Raw genomic sequence first — 17,117 nt, 5'->3', positions numbered from 1 at the left:
CATGCGCATCACCACCAACATGATCTACGACCGGAATATCTATTCCCTCAACAGCGCCAACGAGCGGTTGAATACTGCTTATCAACAGCTGCAAACCGGCAATAAATTTCAGACTGCCGGAGAAGATCCTGCGGGGATGAGCCAGAAGATGGCACTGACCAAGGAGATTGACCTGTTCAAGCAGTACAGTGTCAATGGCAGCTTGCTGGAAAACAGCCTGGGACATGAGGAGACGGTATTAACGTCGATTAATAATGCGATGCTTAGTGCCCAGACTCTGATCCAGAAGTCAAATAATGGCGCGATCAGCATGGATGATCGCAAGGCCATAGCCAGCGAGCTGGAAGGGTTGCAGCAGCAGATGTTTGACCTGATGAATAGCAAAAACTCCTCGGGTGAATTTATATTCGGTGGCAATCAGAGCAAGACCCAGCCATATATCAAAGACGCTAACGGAAAATATATTTATCAGGGAGACCCAGGTCAGCGAAATATTCAGGTCTCACCCACAGTACAAATTGCTGCCAATGATTCCGGGCAGGATCTGTTTGAAATCGTGGCGACCAGAAGAACTGCCAGTGCAACCACTGCAAATATCAAGGTCGGGGTCGGCGATCAGGGTAACTTTGATAATTTCTATAAGTCCAATTATAACTCGGCACTGCCCAGCAACACCTATACCGTATCAACCACCATAGGCCCGCCTGATACCTATGATATCAAGGATGCCGGTGGTACTACCCTGCAAACGGGTAACTACACTGCTGGCACCAAGATCCCCTTCAATGGTCTGGAGTTGACCCTTGATTTGCCTGCAGGTGGTGCGGCTCAGCAGTTTGACCTTAATCCACCGAAGAATGACAACATATTGAATGGTATGTCGGATTTTATTACCGCTTTGCGTGACCCCGCTATTACCGCTGACAACTTTGCGCTGGAAGTAGCCGATGCTACCGTCCATATGAAAAATGCTCGCCTGAATATCGATCATGGGTTGGGGGAGTTGGGTGGCAGGATGAACAGTCTCGAGGCAGTCACGGATTCTAACGAGGGATTGAGTACCCTCAACGCCGAGGCGAGAGCCAAGGTATCGGAAGCTGATCTCTATGAAGTGATTTCCGCGCTGTCAAAAGAGGATGCGGCATTGAGTGCCTCGCAACTCTCTTTCAGCAAAATAAGCCGTCTGACGTTATTTGACTATATTCGCTAATTAAAGAGGGGCCCTTTGGGGCCTTTTCTTTTATCCAGGTTCTGTAAATTGGTTCCGTGTCATCTCCTGCCAATTGTAACAAGCTGTTGCCGTTGCCAATTTAATGGTGGTTGCGGGGTTGACCTCCCAGCGGGATTGGATAATCATGCCGCCCGCACAACAGAGGGTTGTGCGAATTATTTGCAGCATCTCGTTAGGCGAGGCTCCTGTATAAACACAGGCCACTGATCTCACGACGTCCAGAGACGCCCAAGATCAGGACAGTTTTCATCGGATTAAGGTGTAAACCCAAGTGGCTTCCGGCATGCCGGATACGTTATACAGTGCTAAAGCTGGTACGTGGGGATGATGACACGCCGAACGGCGTCATTTCCTGCCTATTACTCGTCAATCAAATTGCTGTTTTCTTGTTGTTGCCTCCGGCTATTTCCGGAGGCATTCAGGTTCGCCTGAAATCACATGAGGATATCTGTGATGAAGAAAACACATACCATTCTTAACCGTCACCAACTGCTCGATCTGGCCGCCCTGCAGGGTTGGCTGGAACATAATCTGGATCCGGTTCAGCGCGCCGATCAACTGCTGACCCTGCGTCCGGAAGAGCTCAACTGTATCTTTGATACCCTGCCAATTCCGCAAGGTGCCGAACTGCTTGGTTCACTCTCGGCCGAGAGTGCCGGGCGCCTGTTGCAGCGGCTCCATGGCAGCATCGTCAGCGTGTTGCAGGAGGCCATTCCCCGCCGTGATATGGTCGCCATCCTGCGCAAACTGAGTCGTCAGGATCGCACCATGTTGCTGGCTCGCTTCCCGACCCTGGCGCAGGGCATGTATTACTCCCTGCTGGATTGGCCCACCGAGTCGGTGGGGGCCAACATGCGCCACGAATATCTGGCGGTGCGGGAGGAGGACACGGTCGGTCACGCCAAACAGCTGATCCACGATGCCTGGGACAATGCCCAGCTGTTTCGCCATATCTATGTGGTCAACGGGGATGGTCGTCTGCAAGGGAGCCTCTCCCTCAAGACCTTGCTGATCGCCGACCCGCTGGCCAGTGTCGCGACTCTGATGGACCGGGAGACGGTACGGATCAACGCCCGTGCGGATCAGGAGCTGGCAGCGCGCCTGCTCATCGACCGCGACCTGTCGGTATTGCCGGTCGAGGATCAGGGACGACTGGTCGGTATTTTCCATGTCGATGATGCGGCGGATATTCTGGAGCTCGAATCCACCGAGGATGCCGAGATGCAAGGAGGCTCATCACCGCTCGATACCCCTTACTTGCAGGCGACGCCCTGGCAGCTGTGGCGCAAACGGGTGGGCTGGCTGCTCATCCTGTTTGTGGCGGAAGCTTACACCGGTACCGTGCTGCGGGCATTTGAGGAGCAGCTGGAAGCGGCCATCGCGCTGGCCTTCTTTATCCCCTTGCTGATCGGTACTGGTGGTAACAGCGGCACCCAGATCACCACCACCATAGTACGTGCCATGGCGGTCGGGGAGGTGAGCCTGCGCAATCTCGGCACAGTGCTGAAAAAGGAGCTCTCCACCGGTCTGCTCATCTCGGGGGCCATTGCCATGGCGGCCTGGGTGCGGGCATGGAGCCTTGGCGTCGGTCCACAGATTGGCATGGTGGTGACCTTTACCATCATCGCTATCGTGCTCTGGAGTGCCACAGTCGCGTCCATTATTCCCATGGTGCTGCGCCGTTTCCGCATCGATCCGGCGGTGGTCTCTGCGCCGTTCATCGCGACACTGGTGGATGGTACCGGCCTTATCATCTACTTCGAGATGGCCAAGTGGTTGCTGCCTGAGTTGCAGTAACCGGGAGATTGAGATGAAAAAGGCAGCCAGTGGGCTGCCTTTTGTATTTATCTTTCCGGTTTAGCCGAGCTGGAACAACAGTGGCCAGCCCTGCTCCTGACAGTAGCGGTGCTCCTTCTCCAGATTCTGCATCAGGAGACGGTTCTCCTCGCACCAGTCGATCGGCAGGGTCACGACCAGCTGATCGCCTTGCACTGCGACTTTCCACTCGGGCAGCAGGTTGTCCTGACGTTTGTGGTGAGCGGCGACTGCGAGGCGCAGGATGCGGATGCAGCGCAGCACCGTCTGCATGTCGTGGTTGGGCAGGGGAGGCAGCTCGGAGAGCTTGAGCCCCTTGCGCTGAAAGCGTACCAGCGCTGCCAGCAGGCCCTGATCGTCCTGGTTGAAGCCTGGCAGGTCGGTGTGTTGCAGGATATAGGCGGAGTGGCGATGAATGCCGCTGTAGTTGATGGCAAGGCCAATTTCGTGCAGCCGCGCCGCCCAGCCGAGGATGGCGCGATAGGGCTCTACTTCCATCTGCCAGGGCTCTTGCAAGGCATCAAACAGGGTCAGCACGCTCTGCTCCACCCGGGCTGCCTGTTTTTTGTCCATCCGGTAGTGGGTACCGAGCGCCTGTGCGGTGCGCTCGCGAATATCGTGGTGCTGCAAGCGCTCCTCGAATTCATAAAGCAACCCTTCGCGCAGGGCACCATCGGAGTAGTCGAGCCGCTCGATGGGCAGCGAGGTAAACAGCCCGAGCAGGATGGCGACCGCAGCGGCAAACACCTCCTGACGCTCCTCGGTAAGCCCTGTCAGCTTGAGGTTATCGACTCGCTTGCGCTCAATCATCAGCGCCTTGAGCCGCTCCAGCCCCTCCAGCGTAATACTGCCATCGGTCAGCCCCTCACCTTGCAGTACATCCCGTACTGTACGAATGGAGCCTGAGCTGCCAAGGCAGCTCTGCCAGCCCAGCTTGCGGTACTGGTTGACGATGGGGGCGAGTTGGTGCTGCGCCTCCAGCACGGCATTGGTGAAGTGCTTGTCGCTCAGCTTGCCGCTGGCAAAGAAGCTCTGGGTAAAGCTGACGCAGCCCATCTTGCGGCTGGTGAGCGCTTTGTGTTCAAACCCTTCACCTATGATGAGCTCGGTGCTGCCGCCGCCGATATCGATCACCAGTACCTGGCCCTCGATATGCTGGGTATGGGCGACCCCCTGATAGATGAGGCGTGCCTCCTCCTGGCCACTGATGATCTCGATAGGGTGGTTGAGCACCTTGGCTGCTTCACTCACAAATTCGCGCGCGTTGCTGGCACGGCGCAATGTGTAGGTACCGGCGATGCGGATCTGATCCGGTTTGATGTTGGTGAGCCGCTCGGCAAACAGCGACAGGCAGGTGAGACCGCGTTCCATCGCCTCCGGGCTCATGCGTTTCTGCTCATCCATCCCTTCCGCCAGCCGCACCCGCTCTTTGATGCGATCGACGATGCGAAAACGCCCTTCGCTCAGATGGGCGATCACCATATGAAAACTGTTGGAGCCGAGATCCACGGCGGCATAGAGACTATTGTCCATTGTTTGACTCGATACGTTTGAGATAGTCGTAAATCGCCACCTGAGAGCGGATCTTGCGGCGGTTGCCCCGCTTCACATATTCGTTCTGCTGGTCGGCATCAATGACCCGCGCCTTGCAGGTATCACTCAGTTGTAGTTCGAGAATGTCCATGATGCGCTGCTTGAGGCGCTCATCATAAATGGGGGTGCCCACCTCAATACGGCCGTCGATATTGCGGCTCATCCAGTCTGCGCTGGAGATATAGAGCTGGGGGTTGCCCTTGTTGTGGAACACCATCACCCGCGGGTGCTCGAGGAAGCGGTCGATGATGCTGATCACCTTGATGTTGTCACTTAGGCCCGGTACGCCCGGACGCAGGGCGCACATGCCACGGATGATCATCTGGATCGGTACTCCCGCCTGTCCGGCGGCATAGAGACGGTTGATGAGATCCTTGTCCACCAGATTGTTGATCTTGAGGATGATGCCGCTCGGCTGGCCCGCCTTGGCGTTGGAGAGCTCGTTGTCGATGAGGCGATAGAGCTGACGGCGGCTGTTAATGGGGGAGACCAGCAGGTGATTGAATTTGTAACGCTTATAGGGGTACTCGATGTATTCAAACACCCCTTCCACTTCGGCGGTGATATCCGGATTGCGGGTCAGCAGCGAGAAGTCGGTATAGATCTTGGCGGTCTTCTCGTTGAAGTTCCCGGTGCCGATATGGGCGTAGCGCACCGCCTCGCCATTTTCGTGGCGGGTGATGAGGCAGAGCTTGGAGTGGATCTTGAGGCTCGGCACCCCGAACACCACCTTGACCCCGGCATCGGTGAGAATATTGGCCCAGTCTATGTTGGCCGCTTCGTCGAAACGGGCGCGCAACTCGACCACCACGGTCACCTTCTTGCCGTTGTTGGCGGCATCGATGAGGGAGTGGATGATCCGCGACTTCTTGGCGACCCGGTAGATATTGATGCGAATGGCGCTCACCGCCGGATCGAACGCCGCCTGGCGCACCAGCTCGGTGAAGTGGTGGAACTTGTGGTACGGGTAGTAGAGCAGGATATCCTGCTTGGTAATCGCATCGAAGGCGTTGACGAAGCCGTCAAAATCGCGGCAATCCAGGGCAGGCAGCTTGGGGTTTTCCAGATAGTCACGGCCCACGTTGGGGAAGCCGATGAAATCCTTGAAGTTGTGATAGCGCCCGCCCGGCATGATGGCATCGTAGGAGCTGATCTGCAGCTTGAGCTTGAGGAAGCTTATCATGGCAGCGGGCATCTCCCGCTCGTAGACGAAGCGCACCGGCATGGCGGTGAGGCGCTGCTTCAAACCGTCACTCATCTTGTCCACCAGGCTCAAGTCCAGCTGGTCGGAGAGATCATATTCGGCATCCCGGGTCAGCTTCACCGCATAGGCGGCAATCTCGTCGTAGTCGAAGAAGCCTTTGAAGATCTCGTCGAGGCAGAAGCGGATGACGTTATCCAGAATGATGATCTGCTTCTTGCGGCGGGTCCCTTCCGGCGGCAGCTGGAAGAAGCGGGGCAGGTCGTCGGTCGGCACTTCCACCAGGGCGTACTGGATCACCTGACCGTTCTTCTTCATCTCGATGGCCAGATAGGTGTACTCATCCTTGAGGAATTTGACCGGATTGACCTCTTTGTTGAGCAGGATCGGGATGATGTGACGCAGCACCTTCTCCTTGAAGAAGACCCGCAGCCACTTCTGAATGGCATCAGAGAGCTGGTTCTCGTTGACCAGAAAGATGTTGTGGCGGGCCAGCGCAATCAACAGCTCTTTATAGGTGTTGTCGAACGCTTCACCGAGCGCCATCACCTTCTGCTGGATGGCACGCAGCAGCACTTTTGCTTCATCGTCGCCACCATGTACTTCATTGATGAGGATGCGACGCTTGACGTCCGATACCCGTACCTTGAAGAACTCATCCTGGTTGGAGGAGAAGATCCCCAGGAAACGAACCCGCTCGATGAGGGGCACCGTCTTGTCCATTGCCTCTTGCAACACCCGTTCATTGAATGAGAGCCAGCTCAGCTCTTTCTCTTCATACTGCTTGTCGGTGCTCATCTTGTGCCTCTGTTTCAGGTCGCGTCTGCGCGGCAGTTATGGCGTTAATATATGACAAATAAATGGCAGTATTGTTACTGCTCGCTGAACGCTTCGTCGATGTCGACCACCAGATCGTCGGAGAGGGATTCCAGCGCGGTGATAAGCGTATCCATCGCGAGCCCGTCGGGCAGGGCAACCAGCGCATGGGCATAGAAGAGCGGGGCGCCGGAGTGGGGAGCCGGTTCACAGCCGGTGGTGAGATCGGCCACGTTGATCTCGAGCTGGCGCAGGATGCTGGCTACTTCGTGGACGATGCCGGGGCGGTCGTTGCCGGTCACTGTCATCATGACTTGATGGGCTGGCTCGGCGGTAGGTGTCCCTTCGGCAAAGCTGATGGTCAGACCCGGTAGCAGGGCCAGTGCTTCGCACAGGCTGCGATAGTGCTCATCGGGGACAGAGACATGAAGGATACCGGCAAACTGGCCCGCCAGTTCGCTCATGGCGCTGCCCAGCCAGTTGCCCTGCTCGCGGCTGATGACTGCAGCCAGACTCTCGACGATACCGGGTTTGTCTGCACCGATCACGGTGACCACCAATTGCTTTTGCATCCTGCTCTCCTTGAAATGGGATTTCTTGCTCTATCCCTATTGTGCCTGCTGGGACTGGTCATATGAACCCCCGCCTGCTGACAAATAGATAAAAAGACGGGACTTTTCACTTTCTATACACGGGTCTGCTGCCTTGCTCCGTGGCGGCTGTGGTAAAGTAATTCCCCTTTCGTGTCGTGAACTGGATCGTGCTCTCATGAATACCCTTGTCCTATCGGGATTGTTGTTGCTGGCGCTGCTTGTGCTGGCGATCTTCTGGAGCAGAGGCAGACAGCAAAAGCGCCTGCCCTATGATGTGCAGGAGACCCTTTTCAGTCCCGCCGAGCGATCCTTCCTCGGGGTGCTGGATCTGGCGGTGGGTGACAAGGCCCGGGTCTTTGCCAAGGTGCGGGTGGCCGATGTGCTGACGCCGCAGGCCGGGATCGGCAAAAGCAAATGGCAGCAGTACTTCAACAAGATCAGCGCCAAGCATTTCGACTATCTGCTTTGCCACCCCGCGGATCTCTCCTTTATCTGCGCCATCGAACTCGATGACAGCTCCCATCGTCACCAGAAGCGCAAGGCGCGGGATCTCTTTCTGAAAACCGCCTGCGACAGCGCCGGTCTGCCGTTGCTGCAGATCCCGGCAAGTGCCAGCTATCTGGTGGAAGAGCTGCGCGAACAGATCCTGCCGCTGCTGGTCAAAACCAGCGAACCGGTGATCGACGATTTGCCGCACGGAGCGCGCCGCGAGCCCACCTTCAACCCTCTGTTGCTGGACGGCGTAGATGTCGGTGCCGGGATGCGTGGCCGCACTGCCCATGCCGAGGCTGTCTCGCCTGCGTCGCTCCGCGAGCCCGCCATCCAGCCCAAGGGGGTGATGGAGGCGCCACAGAGTGAGGGTGAGCTGGTCGATAGCCTGTTCGCCGATGTGGAAGATGATGAAGAGCACGAGGTACACCACTGCCCTCGTTGCGATGCGCCGCTGGTGGAGCGGGAGGCGAAAAAAGGCCCCCACGCCGGTCGACTCTTTCTGGCTTGCAGCCGTTTTCCCGAGTGTCGTTATGCGGCGCCGCACCATCATAATCGCCACTGAATGCGCTTCACCGTGTCCCATGCTGCCCTCTGACGAGGGCAGTTTTCTTTCCGCCATTGGCGGCGTTTGTTAACGGCGCCAATGCAGAAAATTCCTCGGCAAAATTTATCTAATCTCCCGTTTCTGTCGATACACTTAGCCTGAATACGACAATTTTTGACAATGTGTCGGAATTTTGGCACTTTGTGTGCCTGCAAAAAGACAGTCAGTAGCTGTTTTATCATTAAATAAAACAATAAGTTAGTTCAGGACATCGCGAGGAATGGATATGGTGGAGATGGGCGTGTTGATTGTTGATGCCGATGCGCAGCGGCGCCAACAGTTGGGAACCGTGCTCTCGTTTATGGGGATCCCGTGGCAGGAGGTGGCACAAAGCGATCTGGATGTGGCCATCGAATCCTCCGGTCCGCTGCAAGGGGTGCTGGTGGGTGAGCTGACCGACCGTCCCTTGTCAGAGCTGCTGGCTGCTTTCCCCCGTACCCCCTTCCTCTCGCTGGTTGAGGCCGATCTGCCCAACAGCAACTTTATCGGGGTCGCGCTCTCGCCTTTTACTTATGAATCCCTCACCCGTCATCTGCACTTCTGTCAGGCCTTTGTATCCTTGCATCCCCGTCAGCAGACCCATGACAAGGGGCAGGCCCTGCTGCGTTTGCTGGTGGGTAAAGGGAAGGGGATCCAGGAGGTGCGTCGGCTCATCAGCCAGGTAGCCGAGACCGATGCCAACGTGCTGATCCTCGGGGAGTCTGGTACCGGTAAAGAGGTGGTGGCTCGCGCTATCCACGAACTCTCTTCCCGAAGCCAAGGCCCCTTCGTGCCCATCAACTGCGGCGCTATTCCGGCCGAATTGCTGGAGAGTGAACTGTTTGGCCACGAGAAGGGGGCGTTTACCGGCGCCATCGCGGCTCGTCGCGGTCGCTTCGAGCTGGCGCAGGGGGGCACCCTGTTCCTCGACGAGATCGGCGACATGCCGATGCCGATGCAGGTCAAACTGCTGCGGGTATTGCAGGAGCGGTTGTTCGACCGGGTCGGTGGCGGCAAGCCCATTCAGGCCGATGTGCGCATCATAGCGGCGACCCACCGGGATCTGGAGGCGATGATCCGCACTCAGGGTTTTCGTGAAGATCTCTACTACCGCCTCAACGTCTTCCCCATTGAGACGCCGCCGCTGCGGGATCGCATCGATGACATCCCGCTGCTGCTGCAGGAGCTGCTCAACCGCCATGCCGAGCAGCACCACGGCTTTATCCGGCTGACCCAGCGGGCGCTGGAGTCGCTGATGCAGTACCCCTGGCCCGGCAACGTGCGCGAGCTATCCAACCTGCTGGAGCGGCTGCTGATCCTCTACCCGCACCAGATCGTCGATGTAGCCGATCTGCCGAGCCGTTATCGCCTGCTGCCGAGCGAGCCGCGGGATGAGCGGTTGACCGAGATGGATGAACGGGATGCGCTGGCGGCGGTATTCCAGGATCCGCCCGAGCTGGATCACGCCCTCGCCTCGGCCCGCACCATGCAATTGCCGGAGGAGGGGGTCAACCTCAAAGAGATGCTGGCCGACCTCGAAGTGGAGCTGATCCGTCAGGCGCTGGAGTCTCAGGACGGGGTGGTGGCCCGCGCCGCCGATCTGCTCGGCATGCGCCGTACCACCCTGGTGGAGAAGATGAAAAAGTACGGGATGAGCAAGGACGTCTGAGGGTCAAAGCCTTGACGCAAATACGCAATCCATTGTTTTAGTTAATATAATTTAGTGGCATGGAAATTGAATAACCTGACCCAATAGCCAGTTTGAGGTCAGGTTTATGACAATCCAGCAGCAGGACATGCCACTCCAGTCCCACGAAGTGAGCCAGCTCTATGCCATCTTCAAGGCGCTCCCCACCGGGGTGTTGCTGCTTGACGGGGCAGGGGTGGTCACCCGCGCGAATCCGGCGGCCATCTCCCTGCTGGGGGAGCCGCTGGAAGGGGAGCTCTGGCGTCACATCATTGCTCGCTGCTTCGAACCGCGCGAGGATGATGGCCACGAGATCTCCTTGCGCGACGGGCGCCGGGTGCAGCTCTCGACCCAACCGCTGCCGGATCAGCCCGGCCAGCTGGTCTTTATCAACGACCTGACCGAAACCCGCAAACTGCAAGACCGCATCAACCACATGAAGCGGCTGTCGGCGCTGGGCAATATGGCGGCTTCGCTCGCCCACCAGATCCGCACACCGCTCTCCGCTGCCATGCTTTATGCCGCCAATCTGGCCAACCGCACCCTCAAGCCGGAATCTCGCTCTCAGTTTCAGCAAAAGTTGATGGCCCGTTTGCAGGATCTGGAGAAGCAGATCAACGACATCCTGCTGTTCGCCCGCAATGGCGACAATCAGGTGGTCACCCCCATCTCGGTACAAGGGCTGCTGGCCGAAGTTCAGGCCGGAGCCGAGGCCTTCTGTCAGCAACAGGGCTGCGAGCTGCACATGGAGGCGCCGGAGCCCGATCTCTGTCTGCTGGCCAACAGCAGCGCGTTGGCGGGGGCCATCAACAATCTGATTGCCAATGCCCAGCAGGCAGGGGCCACCTCACTCTTGGTCAGCGCGGTACGCAGCGGTGCCCGGGTGGAGATGCGGGTCATCGATAATGGCAAGGGGATCCCTTCCCATCAGCTCGGTCAGGTATTCGAACCCTTCTTTACCACTCGCTCCCAGGGCACAGGTCTCGGGCTGGCGGTGGTGCAATCTGTAGTGCGTGCCCATCAGGGGGAGGTCGGTGTGGCCTCGGTTCCCGGTGAAGGCACCTGCTTTACTCTGTCGTTCCCCCTGCACCAGCAACCGGTGCAGCTTGGAGGTGTAGCATGACACAGGCCAGGATCCTGGTAGTTGAAGATGACAATGGCCTGCGCGAAGCGCTGGTGGACACCCTGTTACTGGGGGGTTATGAGTGCCGTGAAGCGGACAGCGGCGAGCGGGCTCTGCTGGCCCTCTCCCGTCAGCCGTTTGACATGGTGATCTCCGATATCCAGATGGGGGGGATGGACGGTCTCACCCTGCTGGCCACCATCCGCCAGCAATATCCGCAGATACCTGTGCTGCTGATGACCGCCTACGCCAATATCGACGGCGCGGTGCGCGCCATGCGCGAAGGGGCCATCGACTATCTGGCCAAGCCGTTCTCCCCGGAGGTGCTGCTTAATCAGGTCAGCCGCTATGTGCCCGCCCAGAAGGTGGAGAAGCGCGCTGTGGTCTACGGGGATCCCAAAACTGCCGAGCTGTTCCAGCTGGCGACTCGGGTGGCCAGAAGCGAAGCGACCGTGATGGTGACCGGCCCGAGCGGGACGGGGAAAGAGGTGCTGGCCCGTTACATTCACGACAACTCCAGCCGCGCCGAGCAGCCCTTCGTCGCCATCAACTGCGCCGCCATTCCGGAAAACATGCTGGAGGCGACCCTGTTTGGCTACGAGAAGGGCGCCTTCACCGGTGCGGTGCAGGGGTGCCCGGGCAAGTTCGAGCAGGCGCAGGGGGGCACCCTGCTGCTTGACGAGATCACCGAGATGGATCAGGGGTTGCAAGCCAAATTGCTGCGGGTACTGCAGGAGAAAGAGGTGGAGCGGCTCGGCAGTCGCAAGATGATCCCGCTGGATGTGCGGGTCATCGCCACCAGCAACCGGGATTTGAAAAAAGCGGTGCAGGATGGCCTGTTTCGCGAAGATCTCTACTATCGCCTCAACGTTTTTCCGCTGCGCTGGTCTGCCCTCTGTGAGCGGTCCGGCGACATTCTGCCGCTGGCGGAGCATCTGCTGGCGCTTCATGCCAGTCAGCAGGGGCTGCCGACACCACAGTTGACGGACGCCTCGCGGGAACGGCTGCTGGCTCACTCCTGGCCCGGCAACGTACGGGAGCTGGACAACGTGGTACAGCGTGCCCTGATCCTCAGCCCCGACGGGGTCATTGATTGTGACCACCTCATTCTGGAGGAGCTGGACGAGCAGGAGATGGAGTTTGTCAGCGTGGAGCGCAGCTATGGTGGCGATCGCCTCGGCAGCGAGCTCAAGCAGCAGGAGCACCAGATCATCCTCGACACCCTGCAAGATTGTAACGGCAGCCGCAAGGCGGTGGCCGACCGACTCGGCATCAGCCCGCGCACTCTGCGCTACAAGCTGGCCCAGATGCGGGAGGCGGGGATCGACCTGCCAGCCTGAGGCATGTGGGAAACCGCACTGCGTGGGGGCTGTCATGGTCTTGACGGCCCGGCTCGATTATCATGGGGTCCTTGGCGCTTTGAGCCTGGGCCCTGTTTTTATTGGTAAAGCAGGGGACCGAGCCTTAATAAGGGACCCCTATGATCTCTCATCGAAAACTCGAAACCGTACTGAACCATCTGCTCGAACCGCACGCCATCAAGGATTACTGCCCTAACGGCCTGCAAGTGGAGGGTCGCGAGCGCATTCGCAAGGTAGTGACCGGTGTCACTGCCAGTCAGGCGCTGATTGACGCGGCGGTGGCTGCCGAAGCCGATGCCATTCTGGTCCATCACGGCTACTTCTGGAGCGGTGAACCGGCCCAGATCACCGGCATGAAACAGCGCCGCATCAAGACCCTGCTGACCCACGACATCAACCTGTTTGCCTACCATCTGCCGCTGGATGTCCATCCCGAGGTGGGTAACAACGCCCAGCTCGCCAAGCTGCTCGACATCAAGGTGCGTCGCGGTCTGGAGCCTTGGAACAGCAAGAGCGTCGCCATGGTGGGCAAGCTTGAAGAGCCGATGAGCGGCCGCGACTTTGCCAAGCTGATTGCCGAGCGCCTTGGCCGTGAACCACTCTATTGTGGCGATACCGGCCCCGAGCTTATCCGTTCCGTGGCCTGGTGCACCGGCGGCGGTCAGAGCTACATCAATCTGGCGGCGGAGCAGGGCATCGATGCCTTTATCTCCGGTGAAGCCTCCGAGCAGACCATTCACACCGCTCGCGAGATGGGGATGCACTTCTACGCCGCGGGCCATCACGCCACCGAGCGTTACGGCGTCAAGGCGCTGGGGGAGTGGCTGGCGACCGTGCACGGGCTGGATGTCACCTTTATCGATATCGACAATCCGGTGTAGGGTCGTTTGGCCGCGTAGCGGCGTAATCGGACCTGACCTAAGCCATCGTGCGGTAGGTAGAAATGACAAGGGAGGCCTAAGCCTCCCTTGTTGTATCTGACATGCAGTTGTTAGCGGTTACTCGCAGGCGTAACCAGCGGGGCCCAGCAGGGCGCCATCCAGTTGCACGGCGCCATCCACCATCTGCAGCCTGCCTTCGCAGAACCAGCGTACCACCAGCGGGTAGATGCTGTGCTCCTGCGCCTGTACCCGTGCTGCTACCTCGTCCGCCGTGTCCCCTTCAAAGATGGGCACGCGGGCCTGCAGGATCACCGGGCCACCATCCAGCTCTTCGGTCACGAAGTGGACACTGGCGCCATGCTCGCGCTCCCCATCGTCGATAGCGCGCTGGTGGGTGTGTAGTCCCTGATACTTGGGCAGCAGGGAGGGGTGGATATTGATCATTCTGCCAGCGAAATGGCGCACCAGATCGCCGCTCAATATCCGCATAAACCCGGCCAGCACCACCAGATCCGGCTGATAGTCTGCCATCAGCGCCAACAGGGCGGCGTCATACTCCTCCCGGCTGGCAAACTGCTGCTGGGCCAGAATGGAGGTCGCCACGCCTGCTTCTTTGGCGCGAACCAGACCATAGGCATCGGCCTTGTTGCTGATAACGCCGACCACCTCACCGGCGATCTTGCCGCTGGCGCAGTGGTCGAGGATCGCCTGCAGGTTGCTGCCGCTGCCGGAGATTAGGACGAGGATCCGCATCATTTGATGACGACCTGCTCCTCACCGTCTGCTGCCTTGGCGATATGACCGATGTGCCATGCGTTCTCGCCTTCTGCCTTGAGCAGAGTCAGCGCCTTCTCCAGCTGGTTGGCGGGCAGGGCGATGATCATGCCGACGCCGCAGTTGAAGGTGCGATACATCTCGTGACGGGTGACGTTGCCAGCCTGCTGCAGCCAGCTGAACACCGCCGGCCACTGCCAGCTCTGCTCATCGATCACCGCTTGGGTGTTGGCGGGCAGGACACGGGGGATGTTCTCCCAGAAGCCGCCACCTGTGATGTGGGAGAGGGCGTGGATCTCGCACTCCTTGATGAGCTTGAGCACAGGTTTCACATAGATGCGGGTCGGCTCCAGCAGGGCGTTTGCCAGGGTGGTGTCACCCAGCGGCTGATGCACGTCGGCTTTGGAGACTTCCAGAATTTTACGGATCAGGGAGAAGCCGTTGGAGTGAGGGCCGCTGGCAGCCAGCGCGATCAGGGCATCCCCTTCACCGACCTTGCTGCCGTCGATGATTTCGCTCTTCTCCACCACACCGACGCAGAAACCGGCGATGTCGTAGTCTTCCCCTTCATACATACCCGGCATCTCGGCGGTCTCGCCGCCCACCAGGGCACAGCCTGATTGCTCGCAACCGGCACCGATCCCGGTGACTACCGCGGCTGCGGTGTCCACGTCCAGCTTGCCGGTTGCATAGTAGTCGAGGAAGAACAGCGGCTCTGCGCCCTGTACGATCAGGTCATTGACGCACATGGCCACCAGATCGATGCCCACGGTGTCGTGCTTCTTCAGGTCGATGGCCAGCCGCAGCTTGGTGCCCACACCATCGGTACCGGAGACCAGTACCGGCTCCTTGTAGCCCGCAGGGATTTGACACAAGGCCCCAAAGCCGCCAAGACCACCAAGGACTTCAGGACGACGAGTGCGCTTTGACACGCCCTTGATACGTTCAACCAGTGCATTGCCGGCATCGATATCTACGCCAGCATCCTTGTAGCTCAGTGAGGTTTTGTCAGTCACGAGTATTCCCCGTCATATAAAGAAGTGGAGGGTAAAATTCGGGGCGTATTCTAACAGTGGCGGTGAAAAACCAGAAAAGAAATCGTTTGCGCGTTTTTGCGCGGAAATGCTCTACAAGCGGTGGCTTTTGTTGTATGATTCCGCGATTTTTTTGCGGCAGGTTAGAGGAGATAATAATGAAAGTCGTTGAAGTCAAACACCCCCTGGTCAAACACAAGATCGGTCTGATGCGTGAAGGCGATATCAGCACCAAGCGTTTCCGTGAACTGGCCAAAGAAGTGGGCAGTTTGTTGACCTATGAAGCGACCTCTGACTTCGAAACCGAGAAGGTTATCATCGATGGCTGGAATGGGCCAGTAGAAGTTGACCAGATCAAAGGCAAGAAGGTAACCGTCGTACCCATCCTGCGTGCCGGCCTTGGCATGATGGATGGCGTGCTGGAGCACATGCCGAGCGCCCGCGTCAGCGTGGTCGGTATCTACCGTGATGAAGAGACCCTGCAACCGGTTCCCTATTTCGAAAAGATCGTCAGCAACATCGAAGAGCGTCTGGCGCTGGTCATCGATCCGATGCTGGCCACCGGCGGTTCCATGATCGCCACCATCGATCTGCTGAAGAAGAAAGGCTGCCAATCCATCAAGGTGTTGGTACTGGTTGCCGCGCCGGAAGGGATCAAGGCGCTGGAAGCCGCACACCCTGACGTAGAGCTCTATTGTGCTTCTGTCGACCAGGGGCTGAACGAGAAGGGCTACATCGTGCCGGGTCTGGGCGATGCAGGCGACAAGATCTTCGGTACCAAGTAACTTAATGCTTTAACCTGCTTCCCATGTGGAAGGGGTGAGCGGAGCCGGCGCATCGCCGGCTCTGCTGTTTGTGGCCGCTTGTGCCAGCCTTGCCGCAGGATGCGCCTTGCCGCTACCATAAGCACACTCTCCCATTTCGAGACTCTGTTCATGTTCAAACGTGTTGTGACCGCCCTCTGCTGCGGCTTGTCATTCATGGCCTCGGCCGCTCAGGTGACCGACCTCTATCAGGGCAAGGCCCCGACCAGTGGCGACATGGTGGCCGCTCAAGGGCAGGCACTGGGTCAGGTGCTGATCAAGGTGACCGGCAAGCGCGACATCCTCACCCAGCCGGTGGTGGTCAAGGCGCTGGCGGCCCCGGGCGATTATGTCAAAAGCTATGGCTATCAGGATCAGGACGCCGTCAAGTATCTGAAAGCCGAGTTCAAGAGTGATAAGGTCAACAGCCTGGTCTCCGAGAGCCAGTTTGCCCTGCTTGGCCCTGCGCGTCCCCAGATGGCCATCTGGCTGGTGGTGGATCAGGGTGAGCGTCGCTTGCTGGCGGATCAATCCAGCGATGGTTGGGCGCAAGCCTTGCGCGAGCAGGCCCAGACGCTGGGGCTACCCATCAGCATTCCGCTGATGGATCTCGATGACAACATGGCGGTCAGTGCCACCGACGTCTGGGGACGCTTTGCCGACCCGATTTTGCAGGCAAGCCAGCGCTATGGCGCCGAGATGGTGGTGTTGGGCAAGCTGACACCGGAAGGTGACAAGTGGAGCATCGATTGGGGACTCTACGGCCCCAAAGCGGCCGGTGAAGTGGCCGAGCTGACCCGTGGCAATAACACCGGCACTCAGGCCGAAGTGGCGCAAGGGTTCGCCGATACCCTGGCGGCCTGGCTGGTGAAAAACTACGGTGCCCGCATTTCGGGTCCGGCAACCAGCCAGACCCTGGTGGTGGATGGCCTCTCCGAAGTGGACAGCATGATCGCCGTGCAGAAGATGCTGCAGGGGATGGCCAACGTCAGCAAGGTGGCAATCGGCAAGCTGGAGGGGGATCAGGTCACCTTCAACTTCACCCTGCAAGGGGATCTGGCCGAGCTGGTGCGGGCGCTGCAGCTCGAGAGTCGTTTGCGCAAGGTTGACGATAATGGCAGCGGTTTGCG

The 17,117-nt window shown here is 58.7% G+C and carries 14 protein-coding genes and 1 riboswitch; of the genes, 9 read left to right on the top strand and 5 right to left on the bottom strand.

All coding sequences use genetic code 11. The features are described 5' to 3' along the window. Window position 1 precedes the first annotated feature (1 nt). Both flgL and mgtE read left to right on the top strand, forming a co-directional pair. Window positions 2–1,210, top strand: a complete 1,209-nt coding sequence (gene flgL / locus AB5Z02_RS13525; RefSeq protein WP_108614393.1) for a flagellar hook-associated protein FlgL — start codon at window positions 2–4, stop codon at window positions 1,208–1,210. Window positions 1,211–1,392: 182 nt separating this feature from the next. Beyond that, window positions 1,393–1,562, top strand: a riboswitch (M-box (ykoK) riboswitch). Between the two features lie 122 nt (window positions 1,563–1,684). Next, on the top strand, window positions 1,685–3,028 hold the full coding sequence (gene mgtE, locus AB5Z02_RS13520; RefSeq protein ID WP_368216158.1) for a magnesium transporter: 1,344 nt from the start codon (window positions 1,685–1,687) through the stop codon (window positions 3,026–3,028). Between the two features lie 60 nt (window positions 3,029–3,088). On the opposite strand, the gene ppx is transcribed toward mgtE, so the two are convergent. The 3 genes from ppx to AB5Z02_RS13505 form a co-directional block, all read right to left on the bottom strand. Beyond that, the gene (gene ppx, locus AB5Z02_RS13515; protein WP_231721222.1) at window positions 3,089–4,579 is read right to left on the bottom strand and encodes an exopolyphosphatase; all 1,491 of its coding nucleotides are present in this window, start codon (window positions 4,577–4,579) and stop codon (window positions 3,089–3,091) included. Continuing rightward, window positions 4,569–6,638: a polyphosphate kinase 1 gene (ppk1, locus tag AB5Z02_RS13510; protein ID WP_005350671.1), complete on the bottom strand. Its 2,070-nt coding sequence runs from the start codon at window positions 6,636–6,638 to the stop codon at window positions 4,569–4,571. The genes ppx and ppk1 overlap by 11 nt, the downstream gene beginning before the upstream one ends. 74 nt (window positions 6,639–6,712) lie before the next feature. Next, window positions 6,713–7,228, bottom strand: coding sequence for a glycine cleavage system protein R (locus AB5Z02_RS13505; RefSeq protein WP_047437655.1), 516 nt, complete (start codon window positions 7,226–7,228; stop codon window positions 6,713–6,715). Window positions 7,229–7,424: 196 nt separating this feature from the next. On the opposite strand from AB5Z02_RS13505, the gene AB5Z02_RS13500 reads away from it, so the two are divergent. From AB5Z02_RS13500 to AB5Z02_RS13480, 5 genes are all read left to right on the top strand, one after another. After that, a complete protein-coding gene (locus tag AB5Z02_RS13500; protein WP_231721220.1) occupies window positions 7,425–8,303 on the top strand; it encodes a DUF2726 domain-containing protein in 879 nt (292 codons plus the stop codon). Window positions 8,304–8,571: 268 nt separating this feature from the next. After that, a complete protein-coding gene (locus tag AB5Z02_RS13495; RefSeq protein WP_042080359.1) occupies window positions 8,572–9,993 on the top strand; it encodes a sigma-54 dependent transcriptional regulator in 1,422 nt (473 codons plus the stop codon). 106 nt (window positions 9,994–10,099) lie between these two features. After that, complete coding sequence (locus AB5Z02_RS13490) at window positions 10,100–11,134, top strand: PAS domain-containing sensor histidine kinase (protein WP_076492076.1); 1,035 nt, start codon at window positions 10,100–10,102, stop codon at window positions 11,132–11,134. Then, window positions 11,131–12,474 (top strand): sigma-54 dependent transcriptional regulator, encoded by a 1,344-nt coding sequence (locus AB5Z02_RS13485; RefSeq protein ID WP_231721218.1) that lies wholly within the window; start codon window positions 11,131–11,133, stop codon window positions 12,472–12,474. Before AB5Z02_RS13490 ends, AB5Z02_RS13485 begins: the two co-directional genes overlap by 4 nt. 140 nt (window positions 12,475–12,614) lie before the next feature. Beyond that, a complete protein-coding gene (locus tag AB5Z02_RS13480) occupies window positions 12,615–13,376 on the top strand; it encodes a Nif3-like dinuclear metal center hexameric protein (protein WP_139477106.1) in 762 nt (253 codons plus the stop codon). A 117-nt stretch (window positions 13,377–13,493) separates the two neighbouring features. Here the strand turns inward: AB5Z02_RS13480 and purN are convergent, their stop codons facing one another. Continuing rightward, window positions 13,494–14,132, bottom strand: a complete 639-nt coding sequence (gene purN, locus AB5Z02_RS13475; protein WP_115521051.1) for a phosphoribosylglycinamide formyltransferase — start codon at window positions 14,130–14,132, stop codon at window positions 13,494–13,496. After that, the gene (gene purM, locus AB5Z02_RS13470; RefSeq protein ID WP_021231046.1) at window positions 14,129–15,166 is read right to left on the bottom strand and encodes a phosphoribosylformylglycinamidine cyclo-ligase; all 1,038 of its coding nucleotides are present in this window, start codon (window positions 15,164–15,166) and stop codon (window positions 14,129–14,131) included. Before purM ends, purN begins: the two co-directional genes overlap by 4 nt. A gap of 176 nt (window positions 15,167–15,342) precedes the next feature. On the opposite strand from purM, the gene upp reads away from it, so the two are divergent. Together upp and AB5Z02_RS13460 are read left to right on the top strand one after the other, a co-directional pair. Next, on the top strand, window positions 15,343–15,969 hold the full coding sequence (gene upp / locus AB5Z02_RS13465; RefSeq protein WP_005334115.1) for a uracil phosphoribosyltransferase: 627 nt from the start codon (window positions 15,343–15,345) through the stop codon (window positions 15,967–15,969). Between the two features lie 150 nt (window positions 15,970–16,119). Then, on the top strand, window positions 16,120–17,117 hold a 998-nt coding region (locus AB5Z02_RS13460), incomplete at its 3' end, for a DUF2066 domain-containing protein (RefSeq protein ID WP_368216157.1).

It is taken from the genome of Aeromonas sp. R2-3, assembly GCF_040908375.1.
Lineage (GTDB): Bacteria > Pseudomonadota > Gammaproteobacteria > Enterobacterales > Aeromonadaceae > Aeromonas > Aeromonas veronii.
The sequence above is the reverse complement of the archived record's forward strand: the minus strand, read 5'-3'. Positions and strand labels throughout refer to the sequence as shown.